The sequence below is a fragment of the Bifidobacterium sp. wkB338 genome, from assembly GCF_003688325.1.
GTDB lineage: Bacteria > Actinomycetota > Actinomycetes > Actinomycetales > Bifidobacteriaceae > Bombiscardovia > Bombiscardovia polysaccharolytica.
On record NZ_NPOR01000011.1, the window covers coordinates 147296 to 171552 of the forward strand.

Below are 24257 nucleotides of genomic sequence, written 5' to 3' on the forward strand. Positions count from 1 at the left end.
TGTGGAAGGTAGGAGGGGCTGTGCGCGTGCATGCACCCCTCCTCCTGTCTCAGGTGTTCGTCTAGCAAGACATTATGTCGGCGTGAGAATCCGTTTCGGCTCCTTTATCTTTCTTTATTTTCGGTCTTTAGTCTGGCTCCTGCCACAAGGAAACGAATAGGAGCTGACCATGCGTTACATATTGCGGACCGAGGGGCTGACCAAGGTCTTCGGCCACGGACAGCGGGCCGTCGACCAGGTGTCCCTGCATGTTCCTGAGGGCGGAGTCTACGGGCTCCTGGGCCCAAACGGGGCCGGCAAGTCCACCACACTGAAGATGGTTACAGGCATGTTGCACCCCACTGGCGGATCGATGATTCTGGACGGGCACCCCTGGTCGCGCCGGGACCTCTACGACATCGGCGCCCTGATCGAGCAGCCGCCCGTCTATCCCAACCTGACGGCCCGCCAGAACCTCAAGGTGCGCACAACCCTCTTTGGCCTGCCCGATGAGCGGATTGACCAGGCGCTCTCCATTGCCGGACTGAGCGATACAGGCTCCAAGAAGGCCGGACAGTTTTCCCTGGGCATGAAGCAGCGCCTGGGGATAGCCAACGCCATTCTGACCAACCCTCGTCTGCTGATCCTGGACGAGCCCACCAACGGGCTGGACCCGCTGGGGATCGAGGAGCTGAGGGGGATGATCCGCAGTTTCCCGCAGCAGGGGATGAGCGTAATTGTCTCCAGCCATATCCTCTCCGAGGTGTCGATCCTGGCGGATCACATCGGCATCATTGCCGACGGCCGCCTGGCCTACGAGAATGAACTGCACGCCGGGGAGGACCTGGAAGGGCTCTTCATGGATGTGCTCAGGAGGTCGCGATGAACGAGAGGAACCTCAACGAACTCATCCAGCAGGATATGGCTACTTCAGACGCTCGAGCCGTGACAAAGGCTAGAACGCGGGGAGGAGGCATCCCCTTCGGCAGAATTCTGGCGGCGGAGATCATGAAGGGCAGATCGGCTGCACCTAGGCGGATGGCTTTGGCCTTCCCTCTGGTGCTCATTGTCATCGTGGCTTGCTTCGCGTTCGGACTGCACATCTGGATGCCCTCCTGGGTCAACTACTGGTATGTTCTGCTCCTTCCGGCCATGACTGCTCTGATAAGCGTTGCCGTGGCCAACATCGACGGAAAGCAACGGTGGAGGACCACCCTGTCTCTGCCTGCAGCGCCCGTTCTGGTCTGGTGGGCCAAGATCGTCTACTGTCTGCTTCTAGTCGGCCTTGCTACCTTGCTGGCTCTGGGTCTTTCGGCAGTCATGGTCGCCGTCTCCAGGGTCCAGGGCCCCTCCATAGTTGATTTCGTAGTCAGCGCCCTGATGCTGGTCCTAGCATGCTCCTGGATGATACCGACGGGACTGGCGCTGACCGCCCGGTTCGGCGTTCTGGTCGGATTCGGCCTGCCTTACATGGTGGACTTGCTGGCCTCGATCACCTTCTGGGGGAACCAACGGCTCTGGCCCTTCCTGCCGCCCGCTGCCATGATCAACCTGCCGGTGCCTTTCATGAAGGTCATGCCTGATGGCGTGCCGCTGGAGACCGAAGACAACAGTCCGATCAAGGCTGCACTGTCTGTCTTCGGCGGGCAGAGTCTGATGGCCTTGGTGGCCTGTCTGGTCTGGTTCCTGCTCCTGTCCATCCTGACAGGAATCTGGTTCTCACGAAAGGAGACCGACTGACATGACTGGGATGACAGTTGGCCGTGTCGTAGCCTCGGAAATCGTGCGATTGCACGGATCTGTGCTTATTGCCATCCATGTCGTCTGCGGACTGGCGGCAGGACTCGTCTGCGGTGCCTACTTCGCCGCAGCCCCCTATGATCCCGGGTTGGAGACCGATGCCTTCTTTCAGGTCCTAGGCGCTTTCATGCCCCTAATGGCTGCCATCGTAGTTGCCATAAACATCGAGACTGAGCGTGAGGCCGGCGACATGGCCAACCTTCTGGGGATTCCCAGCCGCCGTCTGGGTCTGGCAGCCAAGGTCCTGGTGCTCTGGCTTCTGGGTCTGCTGGCTCTGGCCCTGGCGGCTCTGGCATTCTGCCTGCCCATGGTTCTGGCTGGCGGACTGGGCGCACCAATCCCGGCCGTCGCGCTCGCCACCCTGGGCATGGCCGGTGGCTCCCTATGCCTCTACCTTTTCTCCATTGCCCTGGCCCTGAGCTTCGGCCGGAACGCGACCATCGCCATTGGTGTCCTCGGTACCGGAGTATCCATCAGTTCCCTCGGTGGCCTCTTCAACGGCCTGTACAGCCGTACCCTTTCCGGTGCCGCCAGCACTCCCGGGATCAGCCAGTGGATACCCTTTACCTGGCCTACCAGGTTCGGCTCCCTGGGGATTGAGCAGGCGCTGGCCTTGACCATGCCGGAAGGGAAAGGTCTGCGTGCTTCAATCGGCGTGACGGCTGTGGATAATCTGGTCCCCTGTCTGGTCCTCACCCTGACCCTGGGCCTGGCCCTCCTGCTCTGGATCGGCAGGTTCGAGGATCGGCGCAAGGTCAGCGATTAGACTGGATTACAGGGCATCCGGTCCGTGAGAAATCCGTCCTGCAGGAAATCAAGCTTGCAAGAATCCTGGCCCACAAGGTGTTCATTCTCAAACGCGGCTGGGCCGAGTCGGCAAGCGCAGAAAAGGAGCCAATCGTGGCTGACGTGCACGCCGAAGATTCCCGTGGGGACAATCGGCATCGGGCCTCCATCCTGGTGGTGGACGACGATCCAAGGATCACCACCCTGCTGATGGCCGCCCTGTCCAAGGACGGCTATGCCGTGACCGTGGTCAACGAGTCAAGGAAGGTCGTAAGCATGGACCTGGCTTCGGTCGATTTGATCCTCTGCGATGTCATGATGCCTCACATGGACGGCTTTGCGCTCCTGGCTGCCATCAGGGAACGGGTGTCCTGCCCGATCATCTTCCTGACGGCCAAGACCGACGAGGACAGTGCGGTCCTGGCCTATGGCCTGGGTGCCGACGACTATATACGCAAGCCTTTCGGCATTGTCGAACTTCGAGCCAAGGTCAGGGCGAAGCTGTCTCAGGGCAGTCGGCGCGGGCGTCCCCTCCTGCATTTCGGACCCTTGGACATGGACCTTCAGGCGCGACAGATCAGGGTGGACGGGCGCAACGCCAATCTGACGGATGCGGAATACCGCATATGCGCCCTGCTGGCAGAACATCCCGGTCGGGCCTACGCGCCCATGCAGATATGGGAGGCCTGCCTGGCCGCAGAGGATGACCCGGCCGCCGATGATATGGACAGCGATGCCACGGCTGCGGTAAGAGTGCATCTGAGCAATGCCCGGCGCAAGCTCAAGGCCCTGGGGGTGGACCCCATCAGGACCATCTGGTCGGTGGGTTACCAATGGGTGGCCTGACCGACGGCGTGCCCGAATCGCCCAGGGAGCAGAGCGTCGACGACAAGGGCCGGCCGAGCCGCAAGGGAATGCCCATCGTTGTGCTGATCATCAGATATTTTCTCTATGTGCTGCTGATTCTGGCTCTGTTGTTCGCCGGCATTTATATGGTCTGGATAAACCTGGGGGCTAGGGGTGACTTCTTCTGGGCCAACTATGGCGAGCAGCATCTGGAGAAGGTCGGGCAATCCATCGGCCGCTCAACCACTATTGACGAATCTGTGATTCCCTCCGCTTACTGGTATCGGACTTATGACCATCAGGGGCATCCTACGGGGGGAGATATGAAGGGCGGCATGGCCAGCGAGGCCGACCAGCTGGCGGCCGACCGTTGGAAGCACAGGGCATCTAAGTCATCGGAAGAGCAGATAAAGAAGACAGGAAGGCCCCTAGCTACTCGCGCGAAGTCGGATGCGACCTACGTCGTCTATGCCACAGCCGATGGGAGGCCATGCGTCCTGGCCTATCGGGTTCAGCCGCAGTGGGCATCCAGGCAGGACCGGGACCGCTATCCCAATCCCCAGAACCTTCTGCTCGCGTCTTGCGGGGCGGTCCTGCTGATCACCCTCCTGCTGATCGGGTTGCGGGCGGCCCATGTCATATCGTCCAAGCTCAAGGTTTTCAACCAGGTGGCTGACGACATAGGGCGGCAGGATCTTGACGCATCCCTGCCCCGCAGCAACGTGCTGGAGATCAACCGGGTGCTGGGGTCCTTCGATAGGATGCGCGCCACGTTGAAGGAATCCCTGGAGAAGACCTGGATGGCCCAGGAGTCCCAGCGTCGGCAGGTGGCGGCCCTGGCACACGACCTGAAGACGCCGCTGACCATCATGCGAGGCAATGCAGACCTGCTGGGGGAGACCGGGCTCAGCCGGGAGCAGCAGTCCTACCTGGACTCCATCGAGGATGTCATCCGTGAGATGGCTGACTATGCGCAAGCCATCAGCCAGGGTTCCGTGGGCACGGCTTCAGGGCGATCCGGGGTTATGGCGGTTGCTTTGAAAGATGTGGTCAACAACCAGGCCCAAGGCTACCTGAATGCCCGGGGGCTGCGGCTTGAGAGCGATGGCCGTCTGGATTCCGCCGCCGGTCACATTTCCGGTGATGCCGCTGACCTTGTCCGAGCGATCATGAACATCGTTGCGAACGCGGCTGACTACTCGCCGGACCATGGCCTAGTGACGTTGACCTGGAGGCTGGAGGGTGGTCAGGAGGGCGGGCGAGCCCTAGTGGTGACCGTGCGTGACCGGGGTCCAGGTTTCAGCAGCCGGGCTCTGGCCCATGCCACGGAATGGCTCTATCAGGCTGACAGCAGTCGGCACGGCTCCAGCGGTCACCATGGCATCGGCCTGGCTGCAGCGCGGTCGACTGTGGAAAGTGCAGGAGGCCGCCTAATCCTGGCCAATGCAGCCAGTGGCGATGGCGCAGCAGTCACTGTATCTTTGCCAGTGCAGTGAATTCAGTGGAGCTGATACCGGTCACAGCAAACTCAGTGTCCAGTTAAGAATTGCGCAGTGGTAAAGATTAGGAAATAGTGTTAATCGTGGGCCAATAATTATGAAAACATCAATTGTTTAGCAATCGCTTTAGTAATTGATTACTAAAGTTCACCATTCTTTGGCAGATCTGTATGTTACAGATAACAGAAAGTATCAATCCTTAGGGATCTGCATGTAAAAATCAGATGACGCTGAACAGAGCGATCTGTCGCTGGAGTAGGCGATAATAGCACAGGGAAAAAGAAATGAATCCCGAGGTCAAACATATTCTATAGCGAAAGCCTGATCGACGGCAAAACGGTGGTTTCGGCTTGCATCAACGGCAGACACATAGGCGAAGAGGCCTGTCTACTGCAAGACAGCAGGCATCAGCGCAGGCAGTCATACCCGATCGGAGATGCCGATGCCCGTATGACGCCTACGCAGCTGTATGAAATTGAAACTATTTGAGATGACCGGAGGAGCCTCGAGATCGTCGTCAGGGCCTGGCATGAAAATACCGTAATACGGTTCAAAACGCACGGCCGACATGGAATATAGGTGCCGTATCCTCTTCTTTCTTTTTGTATCATCCTATCTGGTATGAGAAGCTCAGAGCGTACGTCATGTATCAGCCCACGCCCACTCGTTTAGGCTATTAACCAGCGGTCTGATGCCCGGTCCGGCTCCTTAAGCCCGTAGGCGATCAACATCGTCGTGATCATATAGTCATCAAAAAAACAGATAGCTGATTGACTGTGCGGAACAGCGAGGGTCATGTCTTGAAAATGAGCAATTCCAAGATTTATTCCTGCGTGCCCTGTATAAGTTTCACGTACTGTACTCCCCGCTAAACTTTACTGCTAGGTATCCCATGATCAGTCTAGCAATGACTGCATATCATGCCGGAAACCAAGCAGCCAATATATTTCATTAAAGATATCTTTAGAGGGCAAGACGATAGTTTGAATCGTCTGTTCCTTTGTTGAGGTGAGAACCTTGCTGCCGGTGGATCGTATTGTCCGCGCATATTTATATATAGCCAAATAATTCACATTGGTATCAAGTTTATTAACAGCAATACATATAGGAGAGTAGGATTGGCAGACAATATTTTCCAAAGGAAACCATTGATAGTTCTATTGGCCAAAACTATGATTCTATTTTGACGAAGCGATTGATTTTATTCTCTGTGCCGCCATGACTATTGTCTGCTCCGGGGAATTGGCATGAATGACTTGTGCGACGAGCTCCTCGTTTTTAGCGTCTAAATGGTATGTTGTTTCGTCAAGCAGCATGATCGGCCGCCTTATGGACAACAGCCTTGCCAGGGCCAAGCGATAGCGTTCACCGCTACTCAGCAATACACCGCGTTGCCTACTGGGGTATCCAATCCATCGAAGGTGTCTCTCACTTTGGCGTGAGGTTCACCTTATTTAGGGCATTCCAGCAGCCTTCATCGGATACGCCGTTCTTGTTCATCGCCAAATTCGTTCTGGAAGAACCGGAATATATGGGGGCATCTTGTTCTACATAGCCGATCAGAGAACGTACATAAGAGGAGCTGAGAGTTGAAATATCAATGCCATTAAAGAGAACATGGCCATGATTTGGCTTATAGAATACCTTTATAAGGGCCAGCATGGTTGATTTGCCCGCTTCGGATGGTCCGACTATCGCGTAGACGACGCCGCCTTTCATATGCACACCCGCTTCATTCAGTTGGAGCCCGCCACGATTGTTCCGTGCGTCATCATACGGAATATCAGCATGGTCAAGATCGATGTCAATCTGATCGGAGTTGGTGACCTTCCTTTGGACCCTACTGGATACTGCTCATGCTGATGTCGCATCTTCGGTCGGCATTCTCATTATCGCTTGAATGCTGGAGTTCGCGCCCAACGCTCTGAACAGTCTGCTATATGTCGAAGAAAGTGTCGCCATAGGCGTGGGCATCATTTCTAGGTACATAGAAAAGTTACCAGTTGCTGAACAGTCATCACTCCTTTGGCCACTTGGAAAGCGCCGATTCCCGATACAACCATCAGGCACAACTGCATTAAGGCCATTCCTGATGGCCATATCAGTGACTGCTTCTTTGAAATTAGACGACCGGATGTGCACGCTTGCCTGGCTTCTCGCCGATTTTATTGGTCTCACGCTCCGTGGCGTCGAAAACCCTGATCCTTTTCAAACTCATCAAAGCATCAGTGGCTGCAGACGTCATATCTCCTATGGCCGTTTGAGCCCCTCTGGAGCAGTCTCGTAATTTTCCGGATAAGACTACCAGTAAACCGACAGTAACAAGACAGGTCGAAAGAGAGATAACGAACATGACGGGACTGATTATGACCATTCCCACACACGCGCCTATGAACACCAGTAAAGTGCCAAACACTTCTGGCAATTATCGGTCAGCAATCGCTTCAGTTCATTTGTATCAGATGAAATAATAGAAATTACGTTGCCTGTATGCGACTGGTCCAGATCTTTGAACGGCAAATGCAGAATATGCATTACTAGAGACCGTCTCATATCGTTCAACAGCAGGTAAGCGTCAAAAGAAGTGATTGCTGCGCCGGACAGAAACACTCCTGCCAACGCTATTAGAGGGGCACTGCGGATCGCATGTTATGCTGCACGCGTCCAAGAATGACATTGACAAGCTGTGGCTGAGCCAGATTTAAGAGGGCGCTCGCTATACTTAGCAGACTAACCGTGAATAAAACACCCTTATGGATTTCAAAAGGCGGGGCACGTCTATCAAAGATGCGGTTTTCTCATTACTATTCCGCTTGTGTGGCGACATTTTCGTCCTTTGTTGGGGGTGGTTACTCACCGACTGCACGTGATATGACCCTCACAGAATCCTCGGAACGCGCGCACAGCGCCTGCACGCCTGTGACGAGGGCGCCTACGACAATAGCGAGGAGTGCGATGACCGCCCAATATCCCCATTGAACGCTTATCTTTGCGCTTCCCAGATATCGTTGCAGCATGAAGGCGGTGCCGCAGGTGCTGAGCAGTGTGATGACGAAGGCGAGCAGCACCGAGGTGACCATCGAAATGAGACCATCGAGGGCTCCCAAAATGCGCAACTGTCCGGTACTGGCACCGGATACGTATGTCAGCGCCAGATCCAGGCGTCGCCCTCGTGCGGTGATCATCAGTCCGGAGATTGCGCCCACCAAAGCGATGATGAGCGCAGGGCCGAGCATGGCCATCAGGTTCGTCAGCATGTGTGGGTTCACGTTCATGGAATGGCCGTTACTGGCGAAATTCTTGAGGCTGTCGGTCAGCGTATGCAACACACCAGAGAAAGTCATGAGCAACGACAAGCCGGCCGTCATGGGAATGATGGTCGCGTTCTGTCGTTGGATCCTCCCAACGGCCTGCTGCCTAGCGAGTTTCCAGGTGCTGAATGGCAGGGGGAGAAGATGCGTCCATCCTTTGGTGAACCAGTGCATGACATAGGGAGCCAGAACAGCCAATGCGAAGATCAGGAGGAACATGCCTCCCATGGAGAACCCAATGAATCCTGTCACTCTGGACTCTATGGGATTCCTGCCGGAAATGTGCGTGGCGAGCTCGCCAGAGTCTATCTTGCGTGTAGCTGTCCCCGGGATGATGAGCGCGCATATCGCTCCCACGAGCAACGATGCGCCTAGCAGAACACGGAATGCGTTCACTTGTCTCGGCGGGTTTTGTGACTGCCGAAGCGCCTCTATCGGCCTGATCTTGGATAGTGTGCGCACGGTCAGCACTGTGCCTGCAAGGACGGCGACTCCGGCAATGGCCAACCCAGTGCCGATGGATGCCAGCAGCTGGGTTGCTTGATACGTCAGTTTCAGCTCGAATGCTCTGGCCAGGAGGTCGAACAGATATGGTGCTGCCAGCGGCGTCAGGAGGGATGACGCTACTGCTGCCAAGATGAATAGGACGATGATGATAGCCAGATTCCCGAAGAGCAGCTGCCAGGGCGTGGCGCCTTGAAGGACCAGCAATGCTAGTTGGTGCCTGCGCTGGTTCAGAGCGGCGGTCACGACCCACAGCATCACGAACACGGCTATGACCACGCTGAACAGCATTGCTGGGCCGGAAAGGTTGGCGCCTAACCCGGCATCCGGTCCGTGGTAAGCGGCATCAATAGCCCTGCGCGCGGCGACGATAGTGCACACAGCGGTCTGGGAAACGATTAGTGACAGCCATACGCCGGCCCATACGGCCGGGGCTGCTTTCAGATCAGAGAGTGCGCCCCTCATATGCGGGCCCCGCTCTCCGTATCAGCGTTCAGCACGTGGCCATCACGGACCTCAACGATCTGGTCGCACTGTCCGGCTACCTCTCCACTGTGGGTCACTATTACTACGGTCCTGCCCGCATCCATAGCCAGGCTTTTGAACACCTGCATGACCTTGGCGCCAGATTCCTGATCCAAGGCTCCAGTCGGCTCGTCGGCGAAAATGATATCTGCATCGGAGAGCAGCACTCGTGCAAGCGCGACACGTTGCTGCTCTCCGCCTGAGAGCATCGTCACGCTCCTTTTTTTCTCGTTTGCCAATCCGAAGTACCGCAACATCTCATCCGCTTTTTGCTTGGGGAGTCGACGGCCGCGCAGGGTGAATGGCAGCGCGAGGTTCTCCTCCACCGTCATGCTCGTGATCAGGTTGTAGGATTGAAACACGAATCCCAGATGTCGACGCCGAAACCGAGTGAGCGCGGACGCTCGCATATGTGTGATGTCATGCCCTAGAAGGGAGATGCTTCCGGATGTCGCACGTTCCAACCCCGAAAGGCAGTACAGCAAGGTGGACTTTCCGCTGCCTGAGGGGCCGACAATCCCCGTGATTCTTCCGGGCTCAGCATGGAAGTCGACATGGTCGAGGATGGTGATCGAATCATCCTTCCTCGGAGTCACCGTCATTGTCAATCCATTTGAACTCACTGAAGCACCACTCATCACCGTTCTCCCATCATCGCCGTTCTCGCGACTTATAAATCTTCATCAGAATATTGCTATGGATGCCATACAAGGATGGCGCCCATAGACTTACATGACTGTTGTCCCTGCCGTCATCAGGGCAAAAATGACAGCCCATGCCATTTTGGTGAATGCGTCATCGCAGTGGCATATTTTTGTGGATTAGCTGCAGGTCCATCAACTCCAGATATTATCATGCCCACCGCCGTGGCATGCAAATATGCTGACGCCGCTATGATGAGCGGCTTCATCATTCATGGCGATATTACTATTCTGCAGATCGATAATGTTGTGCATTTTGTCCGTCTCTCTCCTCTCTTTCTCGTGTTTAGTGCTATTTCCAATGGTGTCTCCACTGAAAGGATCGTTAGGGCAGACGGCTGGCAAGAACTACCATGGTTGGCCTATAAGACTATTTACTGCTCAGATAACGCCAGCTGAGCCTGTCGAATAATCACAAGAGGGTCTTAAATAGGATTCTCAGGGCAGATAAGGGTTTTTATGCCAGATGAGCCCAAATTGATTAAAGCTTTTCTAATGAAGATCTAGTATTTTTTTTGGGGGGGGATTCGGCAACTAGGGCGCTGCCAAGTTAAGTGCAGCAAAGATACCGTCTCTGTCATGAGACAGGCCTGAGAATGCATACTGAAGCAAAGGCCTTGACGACTTCGGCCGTGTTTATGTATATTATTGGTTCAACTTGGCAAGCATCCACGCAGCGTTTTGGTCTGGCCGCCTCTGATTTCTTCCAACGGGCCTCTGAAGCGTTGACTACTCCGTGGCATAAGCAGGAGAGTGGCATGACTGGGTTGACCAGCGATCCCAAGCATGAGAAATCGACAGATACCGGCGTGATCCCGACTGCAGGGCAGGGCCATGAGCAGAGGCGCAGAGTGAATGGCCCCGTCCTCAAGGACCCTTCTATAGTAGGTGTCGATCAGGTTGCCCTTGCTCTGAATGTGGACCCCGACCGGGGCCTGGATGAGGCCGAGGCGGCGCGTCGGCTGGACAGGTTCGGTCCTAATGAGCTGGCTGGAGCGCCTCCCGTTCCTGCATGGAGGGAATTCCTTCAACAGTTCAAGGACCCCTTGGTCTATCTGCTTCTGGCAGCCACGGCCATTTCGTTGGTGGCCTGGGTGGTGGAACGCTCACATCCGGCATCAGGAGGCGGGGAGCCCCTGCCCTTTGATGCCATCGTCATCATGATCATCCTCATCCTTAATGCCGCCCTGGGGTACGCTCAGGAGGCTAAGGCCGAGCGGGCTGTGGATGCTCTGGCGAGCATGACGGCCCCGCACGCCTCGGTGCTGCGAGGCGGCCGGGTGGTCAGCCTGGAGACCAGCAGGATCGTGCCTGGTGATGTAGTAGTCCTGGCTGAAGGCGATTCGGTCGGCGCCGACGGAAGACTGTTCCAGGCCGCGGGTCTGCGCGTGGCCGAGGCATCGCTGACCGGCGAGTCGCTGCCGGTGGGCAAGCGGCCCGGTCGGCTTGACCAGCCCAAGGCTCTGGGTGACAGAACCAACATGGTCTTCAACGGCACCGCAGTGACCCAGGGGAACGGGCGCATGATCGTCACCTCTACTGGTATGGACACCCAGGTCGGGAAGATCGCCGACATGCTGGCTGATACCCAGGAGGAACCCACGCCCCTACAGAAGGAGATGGCCCGCGTCTCCAAGCTCCTCGGACTGGCCGTCTGCTTGATTGCCGCCCTGGTTTTGGCTGCTTTGGCCCTGATGGAAGGCTTTCAGACAACCCAGGATCTGATTGATTCCCTGCTCATGGCCGTATCTCTGGCCGTAGCTGCTGTGCCGGAGGGGCTGACGGCCATCCTGACTGTGGTTCTCGCCCTGGGCGTGCAGCGCATGGCCAAGCATCATGCCATCGTCAAGAAGCTCAGCTCGGTTGAGACGCTGGGCTCGGCTTCGGTCATCTGCTCCGACAAGACAGGGACACTGACCCGCAATGAGATGACCGTTGAGCGGGTGGTCGTCCCCTCGGGACAGGTCCGGATCACTGGCACCGGGTATGCCCCGGAGGGAACCATGCAGCCGGTTGAGGCCAGTGGGTCAGATGACCAACAGCTGGTGGACGCCTTCGGTTCATCTCTGGCTGAAGCGGTTGAAGAGACCCTGATGGTCGGGACTATTGCCAACGACGGAGACCTTCATTGGCAGGTGGACGAGGCCGAACCTGATTCCCAGGCCCGGTCCGGATCCGGACAGGGTCACTGGCAGATCGTCGGTGATCCCACGGAGGTTTCGCTGATTGTTGCCGCCCGTAAAGTCGGCGCTGATGCCAAGGCTGATAGCTACCGTCGTCTGGCCGAGATTCCTTTCACGTCCGAGCGCAAGCTCATGTCGGTTCTGGCTGCCCCGAATGATGACAACGAAAGGGAATCACGTCTCTTCTGCAAGGGCGCTCCCGACGTGCTGCTTGGCCGATGCGACCGGATTCTCGATGGCGGCCAGGTCAGACCTATGACCAGTGCCGATCGGGAAAGGATACTTGCTCAGGTCAGCAGTCTCTCGGCGGATGCCTACAGGACCTTGGGACAGGCTTTCCGGCCTGTATCCGACCAGGAGCTGTCGGCGCTGGCCGAAGCTGACGCGGGGGAGTGGCCGTCAAGCACGGTCGGGACGGATCAGACGGACCGGTTGCCTGAAAAGTCTCAGCATGCTCCTGCAATTCGCTTGTCTGCCGACAAGGTGATCCAGGAAAGCACCCGACTGGAGAGCAATCTGATCTGGACGGGCATGGTCGGCATCATTGACCCGCCCCGCACTGAGGTCCGCCATGCGGTGGATCAGGCTCACAAGGCCGGCATCAGAACGATCATGATCACCGGCGACCATCCGCTTACTGCAGCCAGAATCGCAGGGGACCTGGGCATCATCAAGCCCGGACAGCCGGCCTGCACTGGCGAGCAGCTGGATGCCATGGACTCGGACCAGCTTCGGGAGACCACCTCCAAGGTCTCCGTCTACGCCCGCGTGGCCCCCGAGCACAAGCTGAAGATCGTCGAATCGCTCCAGGACCAGGGCAAGGTCGTGGCCATGACCGGCGACGGCGTCAATGATGCCCCTGCTGTCAAGACCGCAGACATCGGCGTGGCCATGGGCATCACCGGGACCGAGGTCACCAAGGAATCGGCCAAGATGATCCTGGCGGACGACAATTTCGCCACCATCGTCCAGGCCGTGCGAGAGGGCCGGGGCATCTTCGACAACATTCGCAAGTTCCTGCGCTACCTGCTCAGCTCCAACATGGGCGAGGTCTTCACGGTCTTCGGCGGCGTGGTCTTCGCTGGTCTTCTGGGCATATCGCAGCCCGGCATGGCGGGCGTGACCGTGCCGCTGCTGGCCACCCAGCTGCTCTGGATCAACCTCCTGACCGACGCGGCGCCCGCGCTGGCCATGGGCGTGGATCCGCAGACCGACGATCTGATGGACCGTCCGCCCCGATCCATCAACGACCGGGTGATCGACCGGGACATGTGGGTTGACATCGTTTATATAGGCCTGGTCATGGCTGCGGTCACCCTGATCGGCATGGACATGCACCTGAGCGGCGGCCTCTTCACCGACAGGTCCGTCCAGGCGATCGGCCACGAGGCGCAGATCAGGGAGGCGCGGACCATGGGCTTCACCATCCTGGTCTTCGCCCAGCTCTTCAACGCGCTGGCCTCCCGCTCCTCCCGCAAGTCGGCCTTCCTGGGTCTCTTCAGCAATCCCTGGCTCTGGGGCGCCATCGGTGTCTCCATACTGCTCCAGCTCTTGGTGATTTACGTGCCCTTCCTGGGCGAGGCCTTCGGCACTGTCCCCCTCCAGCCCCAGGCCTGGCTGGAGTGCATCGCTTTGGCCTCCCTGGTCCTTGTGGCCTCGGAACTGCGCAAACTATTCAACTGGGCAGTCAGACGGGTACGGGCATAACATCGCTTCTTCCTGATGCGGCGACTGCACTTGCTCTCACCGCATTAAGCGAGGGCACAGTTGCGTCCTACTTCATCTTTCGTACAGCCATTACGGATGCCTTGCAGCAATGCACTGTTTGCAACAGCGGCGAAGCAAACCGGCTGGCTTGAAGTCAGGCCGGAACCGTACACACACCCCAGGGGCGGAAAGCCGACGTGGTCTTCATGGTCCTTGTAAACAAAGCCGGCAAGCGTGGAGAAGGCTCTCGTTCATGGGTTAACGGGTCCGTCTAATCTGCTTAAAGTTGCTGTGTCGCGAGCCAAGCGCCGTGTCTACGTGGTAGGCAATCTCGCTGATTGGAAGAATGGAACCTATACATCCAGGATTGCCAAGGACCTGCCTGTGGATGTGAGTGCGAAAGCCTGATCTGAGCCGGAAAGGCGCGGCCAGAATTCCTTTAATTGCAGCACGTCATCTTTGGTCTGTAAGACCAATCCTATTGCTGCAGATTAAAAAGTAAGGCTGGGTTATTAGTGACTTTGCCTTATGCCTTGGCTGCTTATTTATTCTTGTTTGAAGGCATCTAGGAAAGGGCCAGAATGGCGATGGGCCCAGAAGTCCTCTGGCGGGGTGTATTTACGATCAAACAGTTGTGTGGGGTCAAGGCCGTTATTGCTAAGGGGCAAGTGCAGCCGTGTTCGGCGTCATTCTCGTTCGGGCGACTTTGGTTGTAGCGGAAGATCACTGGGTATCGCCTCCGTAGGGGTCCACTTCGTCGAAGATGGCTTGGAAGTATGAGTAATCGGAGTCGCCCAGCGCAGCATGGAGCGATGGACATGTGCTATTGCTGTGAGCTATACGCATCGATGCCTTACCATGCACTGTAATTTTGCATTAAAGTAGATAATCTGCTGTAATTTTGCACTTTAGTACAAAATTGTAGATAACAAGGAAGGTGGGCTCAGATGGAGAAGATGTCTCAGGTTACGGTGCGTATATCCGATGCAGACAAGCAACAGGTGGATCATATCGTGAAGGAGCTTGGTCTGGATATGACTACGGTCACCAGAGCCTTTTACAAGCAAATTATTCGGGAGCAGCGGGTGCCCTTGGACTTCAGCTTGGGCCTACCTGTCGAAACCGAAGAAGCCTTGGAGGAATCGCGCCTTCTAGCCATGAGGGGGAAGACTAAGGGGTATGCCACAGGAAAGGACCTGGTGGATGGCGTGCTGGCAACTGCTGGCGTGGACCGATGAGGCTAGCGCTGGTTCCCACTGGTGCTTTCGCGAGGGATTTGAAGCGCATGGCTCGCAAGCACGTCCCATTAGAGCCGGTCGAGGAGGTGCTAGATCTGATAGCAGAGAATTCCGAAGCATCGCTTCGTACTTTGGAGGCGCGTCATCGAATGCATATACTGCAAGGTTATGCAGCAGTATATGAATGCCATATAGGCAATGCTGGAGATTTGCTGCTGGTGTGGCATAGGGAGGGCGATGCCGCCTATATACTGCGACTGGGATCCCACGATCAGGTGCTGGGCAGGCGCGGCAAATACTGAGCTTCAGCAAATGGATCAAGGCTATGCATACGAAGCCTTGCCTACTATTGCGCAGGCGGATGGCCCTAATGGTTGCTGTGTGAGGGTTGTGATACCTGGGCATTGAATCAGATCTCGTGTTCTTGTGGAATCGATCTTTTACGGAACCTAGTAACTGGTATTAAATAATCGGCAATCCAAAGTGCCCCCCGTGGGATTCGAACCCACAACCCACGACTTAAAAGGACGCTGCTCTAACCATTGAGCCAGAGGGGCAACATGGCACAGTATACCTCATACTTGGCCGACGGCACATCGCGGCGGCCTGTCCACCGGATGACCCCATCGGGCCGGGTTCCTGACGGCCGACCCTTCCGATTGGCAGACTCGTCGTTGCCTGATGTTCGGCCCGTCCCTTTGCTAGTGTGGTGCAGGAGTACACCGCGTTGAATGACCATCACGGGACTTCGGGGAAAGGTTGAAGCCTCTGCCGACGGAGCGCAAGACAAGGAAGACAAGCACCATGCTCACACATCACCCATCCACATTCACCCCTCTTGACGGGACTTGGACCATGACAGCCCTCAATCCTCAGGCGGCGCCGGAGGATCTCCGTGATCGCCTGGCCAATGGGGTCGAGGCCCGAGTACCGGGGGAGGCAACCATGGACCTCCTCCATGCCGGCCTGATCGGTGACCCCTATGACGGGGACAATGAACAGGCCCAACAGTGGATCGGCGATGTGGATTGGCAGTTCACCTGCCGGTTCGACTGGCACGACGACGGTTCGCAGCGTCACGACCTGGTGGCCTACGGACTGGACACGGTAGCCGCACTGGAACTCAACGGCCGACCGGTTGGCAGCACCCAGAACGCCTATCGCTCCTACCGGTGGGATGTGCGCGACCTCCTCAAGGAGGGGGGAAACACGCTGGTTGTCTCCTTCACCTCTCCCGTCCGCGAGGGGGAGAGACGGCAGGCGATTCTGGGTTACTACCCTCATGACAACCACCCCTTCAACCAGCTCCGGAAAGCAGCCTCGTCCTTCGGATGGGACTGGGGAATCGACGTGGCCAATGCTGGAATCTGGCAACCCATAGGCATTGATTCCTGGTCCGGTGTCAGAATTGCCCAGGTTCGCCCGCTGGTAGATGTCGACGACCAGGGCGAGGGCCTGCTCACCGTGGATGTGGATTTGGAACGCGCCGGTGGTCGCGGCAGATCCGGCATCGATGAGACGGCCCGGCCTGGCACCCAGTCTGGTGGGATACCCGTGCGGGTCCATCTCGGTGGCAACGGAGCCGACGTCCAGGCGTGCTCCTACCTCCGTGCCGGCGCGGACACGGTCCGCCTGGTCCTCAGGGTGCCGGATGTGCAGCTCTGGTGGCCCCTGGGCTATGGTGACCACCCCCTCTACACGGTTGATGTCACGGCAGGTCAGGAGGAGGCGGCCGCCGGGTCCAATGAATCCCGTCCCCAGGCCATGTGGACAGGCCGGGTGGGTTTCCGCACGGTCAGTGTGGACACAGCGGCCGACGAGAACGGCCGTCCCTTCCGCATATCCGTCAACGGGGTACCGGTGCATGCCCACGGTTACAACTGGATTCCCGACGATGCCTTCATCACCCGGATGAACAGGGATCGCTACCAACGCCGGATGGAGGACTTGGTCGAGTCCAATTCCAACATGGTCAGAATCTGGGGAGGTGGATACTACGAGTCCGATGACTTCTATGACATGGCGGACGAGAACGGGGTGATGGTCTGGCAGGACTTCATGTTCGCCTGCGCCGCCTACCCGGAGGACCCGGATAACTGGTCAGAGGTTGAGGCGGAGGCCCGGGAGCAGATCGGTCGGCTCTCCCCGCACCCCAGCCTGGTCGTATGGAACGGATCCAACGAGAACTACACGGCCTATGCCGACTGGGGCGGGTTCAAGAACGCTCTGGCCGACCCTTCGGCCGCCCCCAACGCGTACGGCTACGGGGAACGCCCTTGGGGTGATGGATACTATTCCGATCTTTTCCCCCGTCTGTTCGCACAGCTGGATCCGACCAGGATCTACCTGCCGAGTTCCCCGATGAGTTTTACCAAGTACACCTCGCCCAACAAGGACAACGACGGGACCGTGCACATCTGGGATGTGTGGAACAACAAGGACTACAGGGCCTACAGGGATTACAAGCCCCGCTTCGCCGACGAGTTCGGATACCAGGCGCCTCCTGCCTGGAGCACCCTGACCCGGGTGGTGCATGACAGCCCCTTGGACCCCTTCGGCACCCAGATGCTGGTCCATCAAAAGGCCATCGATGGCAACATCAAGCTCTCCCGGGGCATGCGTTCCCACCTGACTCCAGGTGACTTCTATGACATCAGTTACGGCGGCGTGGTCAACGGCCAACGTTCGGATGGGCCACATTCCTGGCTGATTCCCAGTGACCGCTGGGAGGACATTGAGGACTGGCACTGGGCCTGTCAGCTGCAGCAGGCACAGGCCATCCGATTCGGGGTGGAGTACATGCGCTCGCTGGAGCCGGTGAATGCCGGCACCCTGGTCTGGCAGCTCAATGACGACTGGCCGGTGATCTCCTGGGCGGCGGTGGACTATGACGGGCATCGCAAGCCCCTCTGGTTCGCCTCGCGCGATTTCTTCACTCCGCGCCTAGCCTCCATTCAGCCCGAGGTCTCAGAGGAATACCGGGCTGAGCACAGTTGGGCTGGCATGCCTGTCGCCCCCGACCAGCTGGCCCTGGTCATGGTCAACGACACCCGCCAGGCCTGGGAGGGCCAGTGGCGGGTGGAGCGCCGCCGCCTGGATGGAACCGTTCTGGCCGATCAGATCGCCCGGGTCTCTATACCGGCAGGAGGACAGGCCCAGGTGGTTCTGGAGGCCGCCGTGGCTACCTTCGGCGACCCTGCCCAGGAGATCCTCGTGGCCAATTCCGACCAACCAGGTTTTGCTAGGGTCATTTACAATCCTGCTGAGGTTGTCGACCAGGCCCTCCGGCCCGACCCCCTCGAAACCTCCATTGAGGCTGAGGATTGCGGCTACCGACTGACCCTGACCGCTCGGACATATGCCCGTGACGTCTTCTGCATGGTGGACAAGGTGGACCCCGCTGCCTCAATCGACGGCGGCATGGCCACCCTCCTTCCCGGGGAGTCGGTCGTCTGGCACATCACCTCGGCTTCTGTGGACGATCCTGAGGCCTTCTTGTCTCCCAAGGTCCTGCGGACAGCCAACGATTTGCATCGTCAGCAGTTGTGAGCATCCTTCCGAGGGGAAGCCGATGGTGTCCCCTCCGATTCATGCTTCATGCGTGTCAATTCCTTTCGTAGTAATTGTGAGGTAAGTTAATTAATTGGGTCTCGGCTGCCCGATGGAGTATGAGCAGACTCGAACAAAGAAGTGCAAAGACCAGCCAGGAGACCGCAGACCCAGGCAACCCACCGACAAGACGAATTCCAAGGAAGGATTCCGATGAATCTGGATTATCTCGCCAATATCAAGCCATCCCGTCGTCAGCTCGATTGGCAGCGCATGGAGATGTATGCCTTCATGCACTTTGGCATGAATACGATGACCGACCGCGAATGGGGCCTGGGCCACGAGGATCCTGCCCTCTTCAACCCGGCGGACCTGGACTGCGACCAGTGGATGGAGACCTTTAAAGCCGCTGGTATGACGGGGGTGATCCTCACCTGCAAGCACCATGACGGCTTCTGCCTCTGGCCCAGTGCCTACACCAAGCACAGCGTGGCCAGCTCTCCCTGGAAGGAGGGGAAGGGCGATGTGGTCCGCGAGGTCTCCCAGGCTGCCCGCCGTCACGGCCTAAAGTTCGGTGTCTACCTGTCCCCCTGGGACAGGACCGAGGCCGCTTACGGGCAGGGCAAGGCCTATGACGACTACTATGTCAACCAGCTGATAGAACTCCTTACCCACTACGGACCCATCTTCAGTGTCTGGATGGATGGGGCCAATGGTGAGGGGCCCAACGGCAAGACCCAGGCCTATGACTGGCAACGCTACTTCAATGTAATCAGGGCCCTTCAGCCGGAAGCGGTCATCAGTATCTGCGGACCTGATGTCCGCTGGTGTGGCAACGAGGCCGGCAAGGCACGCGAGAACGAATGGAGCGTGGTTCCAGCCCCGCTCCGCCACGCAGAGTGGAAGATGGGCAAGGGGGAACTGGACCAACTTGCCAACCCCGGTTGGTCCAAGCGCTCTGAAGATGATGACCTGGGTAGCCGCAAGGTCCTGGAACAGTACGGCGGGCCCCTGGTCTGGTACCCAGCCGAGGTCGACACCTCCATCCGGCCCGGCTGGTTCCACCATGCCAGCGAGGACGACAAGGTGCGCACGGCTGACGAACTTTTCGACATCTGGTCCACCACTGTCGGTGGGAATGCCAATCTCCTGCTCAATGTGCCGCCGAACGCCCAGGGTAAGATCAGCCAGCCCGATGTGGATTCCCTGACCGGTCTGGGCCGCAGGATTCGGGAATTCTGGCAGGGTGCCGTCACCGAGGGTGCCAAGGTGTCCGTCTCCTCCAACGCCTGCGGGAGTGATCCACAGGCCCTCCTGTCCACCGATGTGGACTCCGGCTGGTGGCTGGCCGCTGCGGATGATGAGCATCCCACTGTTACCATTGATTTCGACCGCCCCCGACAGGTGGATGGGCTCGTCCTTCGTGAGCACATCGAGGTCGGCCAGCGGGTGGAGCAGGTCGTCATCAGTGCCGAACTTGACGGTGAACTCCGCCAAGTGGCAGAAGTAGGGGCCGTTGGGTATCAGCACTTCACACAGGTCGGTCCACTGACCACAAGTCACTTGCAGGTCAGTGTGACCAGGTCACGTGGCCCCGTGGCTCTGGACACCTGCCTGATCCGCGAGGGAAGCGGGCGATGAGCTAGCCGGTATCGGCGGTTGGAGGATTTACGTCTCCCTGGACCAGGCGGAGCGTTACTGGATCGCCGATTGTCGGAGGCAGGACCGCCGAGGATATTCGGGGGAACAGCCAGGGCAAGCCAACCGAACGCTACTGGATTATCCGCTAGGCAAGTGGAGCAGGGGCCGGGACCGCGGGCTTCCGGCTGTCTGCCCCACCGAGGACCGTCACGGCAACCGGGTCCCAGAGTACGGGCGCATATGAAAACGCCTTGTGTTCGACCAATAAATCAATCGAATTGATAAAATAGGTCGAGAATAGCTGAGGATCCCGCCTGTCTGGCGGCTACTCCTTCATCCGACAGATAACTGACTCGCTCGGGTTCGCCCGTTTCGGCCCCAGCGTGACGGTCTAACTCAAGGCCACGGAGAAGGTGATCACAGGGCGCTCAACCGTCGGGAAAGCCGCTAATTCATGGGATTGGGCGGTAAGGGTGCTGGTGGAAGAGGGCCAGGTTGAGACTTAACCCTGACGGAGTGAATGAGACTTGCAATCTCCAAATAAATCATTTAAATTGATTAAATCGGTCCTACCGAAGGATGAGAAGTCGAGGATGCCATATTCCAAGGTAGGGCCGTACAAGTGCGAAGGAGCAAGATGGGAAAGAAAATGAAGAAGTCGTTGGGTCTGACGGCCCTGGCAGTGGTTGTGTCGCTCTGTCTGTCCGCCTGTGGGGGGTCGTCCTCTTCCGCGGGGGGGGGTGACTCCATAAAAGTCATCTATCAGAAGACTGATCAGTTCTCACAGTTTGACTCACAGGTAAAAAGGGCGAAGAAGATATTCGAGAAGGAGCACCCGGGCAAGAAGGTTGACCTACAGCCTATTTCGGCACAGGAATCCGATTACAAGACCAAGCTCTCACTGGCACAGCGTTCACCGGAGACCGCGCCCGATGTCATCGTCCAGGATTCCGACAGTCTGCAGGCCGATGCCGATGCCGGCTACCTTTACAACATCAAGCCTTTCGTGGACAAGTGGGAGGACTGGAACAAGAACTACATCGCGACCGCCAAGAAGATCGGCACAGGCCGTGACGGTGTCTACGGGGTCCCTGTCGATACGGACACCAGGGTTATCTGGTACAACAAGCACGTCTTCGACAAGGCGGGTATTCCTGTCCCCTGGCAGCCGCACACCTGGCAGGACCTGCTGGACACGGCGGCTACGATCAAGGCCAAGGTGCCGGGCGTGGTCCCCATGAACATGTTCGTTGGAACCTCCGTTGGCGAGGGGACTTCCATGCAGAGTTTCTATCAATTGCTCTACGGGACCAAGCAGAGGGACAAGGCCTTGATGGACGTCAAGACGGGGAAGTGGACCATCGGCTCCCAGGGGTTCAAGGATTCGCTGAACTTCCTCAAGACCATATATGACAAGGGCTATGCCCCCACTCCGGCCCAGGCGCAGGATGTGAATATCGGCGGGACAATCAGCATGGATTGGCTTCCCAATGACAAGATCGGCTTTACTTTGGACGGCAGCTGGCTGCCCTCCACGTGGATTAAGGGCGGGCCCAAGGAGTGGCCTGATTACGAGAAGACTTTGGGGGCTGCCCTCTTCCCGAGCAAGACCGGTGCGAAACCGGAGTACGTCACCTCTTCAGGCGGGTGGACCCTGGCTGTGGGCGGCAAATCCAAGAAACCGGAGCTGGCTTTCGAGTTCATCAAGCTCCTAGGCAACAAGGATTTCTCGCTGGAGAAGGACATCAAGGAGGCCAAGATCGCAGTCAGGTCTGACGTGGCCAAGGATCCCAAGTATCTGGCCACAAACGCCTTCACTGAGATCACCACCAAGGCCCTGGATTACACCCATGTCCGCCCCAGCGTGAGCGAGTACCCCAAGGTTTCGGCTGAAATCCAGAAGGCCACGGAGCAGGTGGTGACCGGCGGAATGTCGGTAGACGAGGCCGCCAAGGCCTACGACCAAGCGGTAACGGGCATCGTCGGCCAGGACAAGGTTGCCACCAGGGAATAGGACCTGGTGATCGGTCGGGCGCGGCCTGCTTACTGGCCCTGCGCCCGACCTCCCGTCCTGGAAAGGAAATGCCATAATGCATACTGCAAAACGGTACTGGACGGTCCTGCCCGCCATAGTCCTCATGGCCGTCTTCATGCTCGGTCCCATCATCTGGGCCTTCTACGGGTCACTGACCAATGTCTCCCTGAGTGGGCCCACCGCCACAGCGCCCGCCTTCGTCGGCATGAAGAATTATTCACACCTCTTCACCGATCCAAGTTTCCCCAGATCCGTATGGCTGACTGTGATCTTCGTCGTGGTCAGTGCCATAATCGCTCAAAACTTTTTGGGCTTGGCCCTGGCGGTTCTCCTACAGAGAGCCAACAAAATCGCCGGCAAGTTCGTCTCCACAGCCGTCGTGGCCGCCTGGGTCATGCCCGAGATGGTTGCCGGGTTCGCCTGCTACGCCTTCTTCTCCAAAGAGGGTACCCTCAATCAGATCCTTTCCCTTTTTGGGGTTCATGGGTCGGAATGGCTCTACCTCTTTCCTATGTTCGCGGTCATATTGGCCAACATCTGGAGGGGTACGGCCTTTTCTATGATGAACTACCAGGCCGCCATCGGTGAGGTGGACCGGTCCCTGACCGAGGCCGCCGTGGTCGACGGTGCCAACGCCTGGCAGGTCTTCATCCATATCACTGTTCCCGTTATCAAGCAGACCATAGTGACCAACCTCATGCTGATCACCCTGCAGACCATGTCTGCCTTCACTCTGATCTTCGTCATGACCTCCGGCGGGCCCGGAGACAAGAGCACCACACTGCCAGTCTTCGCCTACAAGGTGGCCTTCAAATTTGGAGACATCGGCTACGGGTGCGCCATCGCCGTGGTCATGCTCTTCATCGGTGCGATTTTCGGCATCGTCTATGTCAACGCTCTCAAGGACGAGAAAGGGGTAACCAATGAGTGAAGCAATCAGACAACCGGTTGCAGGCCGGCGCCCGGCCCGCACAGTCGGGCATAGGGGGAGGCTGAACACCCCAACCTCGCCCACCAGGCATGGCCTGTCCGCCTGGCTGTCCTACATAGCCATGGGGGTCGTCTTCGTGGCCTTCATCCTCCCCCTTCTCTGGCTCTTCTTCGCCGCCTTCGATGGGGAAGCCACCTTCCAGACCAAGATTCCCCGGCATTGGACTCTGAAGAACTTTGCGGCCATCATGACCAAGGACCAGACCTTCCTTCCCCTGTGGAACAGCTTCCTGATCTCGGCCGTGGTCACGGTTATCGTCCTGGCTTGCGCCGTCCTGTGCGCCTACCCCCTTTCCCGATACCGGTCCAAGTTCAACAAACCCTTCCTCTACACCATCCTCTTCGGCACCTGCCTGCCGATCACCTGCTTGATGGTCCCGGTCTACTCCCTCTTCGTCATGCTTCACCTCCTGGATTCAATGACGGGGACCATACTCTTCCTGGCGGCATCCTCCCTCCCCATGGCCATCTGGATGACCAAAAACTTCATGGACTCGGTCCCGGTCGAGTTGGAGGAGGCCGCCTGGGTGGATGGGGCCAGCATGCTTAAGTCCCTGCGACTGGTGGTGGTTCCGCTGATGAAGCCGGGACTGGCTGCTGTCAGCATCTTCATACTGATGGGTACCTGGGGGAACTTCTTCGTCCCCTACATGCTCCTTCTGTCGCCCAGCAAACAGCCGGCCTCAGTGACCATATACTCCTTCTTCGGACAGCATGGGATGATCATCTATGGTCAGTTGGCTGCCTTTTCCCTGATCTACTCCCTCCCAGTGGTGATCATGTATGTCATCGCCAACCGCTTCCTGGGGACGTACTCCCTGGCCGGCGGTGTGAAGGGGTGAAAAGGCAGTTGCGCGGCGAAGGCCGGTGCCAGGACCGTGCCCATCGTGGCGGAATCCGAAAGGGCAGGGTGTCGTCCTCGGTCGGCCGGGTAACCTCGTAGGGGAGGCATGACGGGCAGTC

General features: G+C 57.9%; 19 protein-coding genes and 1 tRNA gene. 14 read left to right on the forward strand and 6 right to left on the reverse strand.

All coding sequences use genetic code 11. The features are described 5' to 3' along the window. Window positions 1-169 precede the first annotated feature (169 nt). The 5 genes from CI603_RS02090 to CI603_RS02110 all read left to right on the forward strand — a co-directional run bounded on the left by CI603_RS02090 (window position 170) and on the right by CI603_RS02110 (window position 4907). Entirely contained in the window at window positions 170-865 is a 696-nt protein-coding gene (locus tag CI603_RS02090) for a lantibiotic protection ABC transporter ATP-binding protein (RefSeq protein WP_121912853.1), read from the forward strand. Next, window positions 862-1719, forward strand: a complete 858-nt coding sequence (locus CI603_RS02095; RefSeq protein WP_121912854.1) for a hypothetical protein — start codon at window positions 862-864, stop codon at window positions 1717-1719. Before CI603_RS02090 ends, CI603_RS02095 begins: the two co-directional genes overlap by 4 nt. Window position 1720: 1 nt before the next feature. After that, on the forward strand, window positions 1721-2545 hold the full coding sequence (locus CI603_RS02100) for an ABC transporter permease (protein ID WP_121912855.1): 825 nt from the start codon (window positions 1721-1723) through the stop codon (window positions 2543-2545). Between the two features lie 134 nt (window positions 2546-2679). Then, window positions 2680-3411, forward strand: a complete 732-nt coding sequence (locus CI603_RS02105; protein WP_121912990.1) for a response regulator transcription factor — start codon at window positions 2680-2682, stop codon at window positions 3409-3411. Then, the gene (locus CI603_RS02110) at window positions 3399-4907 is read left to right on the forward strand and encodes a HAMP domain-containing sensor histidine kinase (protein ID WP_121912856.1); all 1509 of its coding nucleotides are present in this window, start codon (window positions 3399-3401) and stop codon (window positions 4905-4907) included. Before CI603_RS02105 ends, CI603_RS02110 begins: the two co-directional genes overlap by 13 nt. Window positions 4908-6088: 1181 nt before the next feature. Here CI603_RS02110 and CI603_RS09245 read toward each other — a convergent pair. The 5 genes from CI603_RS09245 to CI603_RS02140 form a co-directional block, all read right to left on the reverse strand. After that, a complete protein-coding gene (locus CI603_RS09245) occupies window positions 6089-6292 on the reverse strand; it encodes a hypothetical protein (RefSeq protein ID WP_183122206.1) in 204 nt (67 codons plus the stop codon). A gap of 46 nt (window positions 6293-6338) precedes the next feature. Then, complete coding sequence (locus tag CI603_RS02120) at window positions 6339-6635, reverse strand: ATP-binding cassette domain-containing protein (protein ID WP_198217313.1); 297 nt, start codon at window positions 6633-6635, stop codon at window positions 6339-6341. Between the two features lie 397 nt (window positions 6636-7032). After that, window positions 7033-7326 (reverse strand): ABC transporter transmembrane domain-containing protein, encoded by a 294-nt coding sequence (locus CI603_RS09250; protein WP_024627011.1) that lies wholly within the window; start codon window positions 7324-7326, stop codon window positions 7033-7035. 433 nt (window positions 7327-7759) lie between these two features. Next, window positions 7760-9190: an ABC transporter permease gene (locus CI603_RS02135; RefSeq protein WP_024627010.1), complete on the reverse strand. Its 1431-nt coding sequence runs from the start codon at window positions 9188-9190 to the stop codon at window positions 7760-7762. Further along, window positions 9187-9852, reverse strand: coding sequence for an ABC transporter ATP-binding protein (locus tag CI603_RS02140; protein WP_229281577.1), 666 nt, complete (start codon window positions 9850-9852; stop codon window positions 9187-9189). Before CI603_RS02140 ends, CI603_RS02135 begins: the two co-directional genes overlap by 4 nt. Window positions 9853-9963: 111 nt before the next feature. Here CI603_RS02140 and CI603_RS08930 point away from each other — a divergent pair, with 111 nt between their 5' ends. The 4 genes from CI603_RS08930 (at window position 9964) to CI603_RS02160 (ending at window position 15381) form a co-directional block, all read left to right on the forward strand. Next, complete coding sequence (locus CI603_RS08930; protein WP_144177819.1) at window positions 9964-10350, forward strand: hypothetical protein; 387 nt, start codon at window positions 9964-9966, stop codon at window positions 10348-10350. 452 nt (window positions 10351-10802) lie between these two features. After that, window positions 10803-13841 (forward strand): cation-translocating P-type ATPase, encoded by a 3039-nt coding sequence (locus CI603_RS02150; RefSeq protein WP_395947962.1) that lies wholly within the window; start codon window positions 10803-10805, stop codon window positions 13839-13841. Window positions 13842-14788: 947 nt separating this feature from the next. Further along, window positions 14789-15079 carry a type II toxin-antitoxin system RelB/DinJ family antitoxin gene (locus CI603_RS02155; protein ID WP_052733388.1) on the forward strand — a complete coding sequence of 97 codons (291 nt, stop codon included), beginning with the start codon at window positions 14789-14791 and terminating at the stop codon, window positions 15077-15079. Then, window positions 15076-15381: a type II toxin-antitoxin system YafQ family toxin gene (locus tag CI603_RS02160; protein ID WP_121912861.1), complete on the forward strand. Its 306-nt coding sequence runs from the start codon at window positions 15076-15078 to the stop codon at window positions 15379-15381. The genes CI603_RS02155 and CI603_RS02160 overlap by 4 nt, the downstream gene beginning before the upstream one ends. A gap of 182 nt (window positions 15382-15563) precedes the next feature. Here CI603_RS02160 and CI603_RS02165 read toward each other — a convergent pair. After that, window positions 15564-15636 (reverse strand) — tRNA-Lys (locus CI603_RS02165). Between the two features lie 247 nt (window positions 15637-15883). On the opposite strand from CI603_RS02165, the gene CI603_RS02170 reads away from it, so the two are divergent. The 5 genes from CI603_RS02170 (at window position 15884) to CI603_RS02190 (ending at window position 24136) form a co-directional block, all read left to right on the forward strand. Further along, window positions 15884-18628: a glycosyl hydrolase 2 galactose-binding domain-containing protein gene (locus CI603_RS02170; protein WP_121912862.1), complete on the forward strand. Its 2745-nt coding sequence runs from the start codon at window positions 15884-15886 to the stop codon at window positions 18626-18628. A 213-nt stretch (window positions 18629-18841) separates the two neighbouring features. Next, complete coding sequence (locus CI603_RS02175; protein WP_121912863.1) at window positions 18842-20269, forward strand: alpha-L-fucosidase; 1428 nt, start codon at window positions 18842-18844, stop codon at window positions 20267-20269. Between the two features lie 637 nt (window positions 20270-20906). Then, window positions 20907-22283: an extracellular solute-binding protein gene (locus CI603_RS02180; protein WP_259465454.1), complete on the forward strand. Its 1377-nt coding sequence runs from the start codon at window positions 20907-20909 to the stop codon at window positions 22281-22283. A 76-nt stretch (window positions 22284-22359) separates the two neighbouring features. Continuing rightward, the gene (locus CI603_RS02185) at window positions 22360-23235 is read left to right on the forward strand and encodes a carbohydrate ABC transporter permease (RefSeq protein ID WP_110425917.1); all 876 of its coding nucleotides are present in this window, start codon (window positions 22360-22362) and stop codon (window positions 23233-23235) included. Next, window positions 23228-24136 carry a carbohydrate ABC transporter permease gene (locus tag CI603_RS02190; RefSeq protein ID WP_121912864.1) on the forward strand — a complete coding sequence of 303 codons (909 nt, stop codon included), beginning with the start codon at window positions 23228-23230 and terminating at the stop codon, window positions 24134-24136. The genes CI603_RS02185 and CI603_RS02190 overlap by 8 nt, the downstream gene beginning before the upstream one ends. Window positions 24137-24257 lie beyond the last annotated feature (121 nt).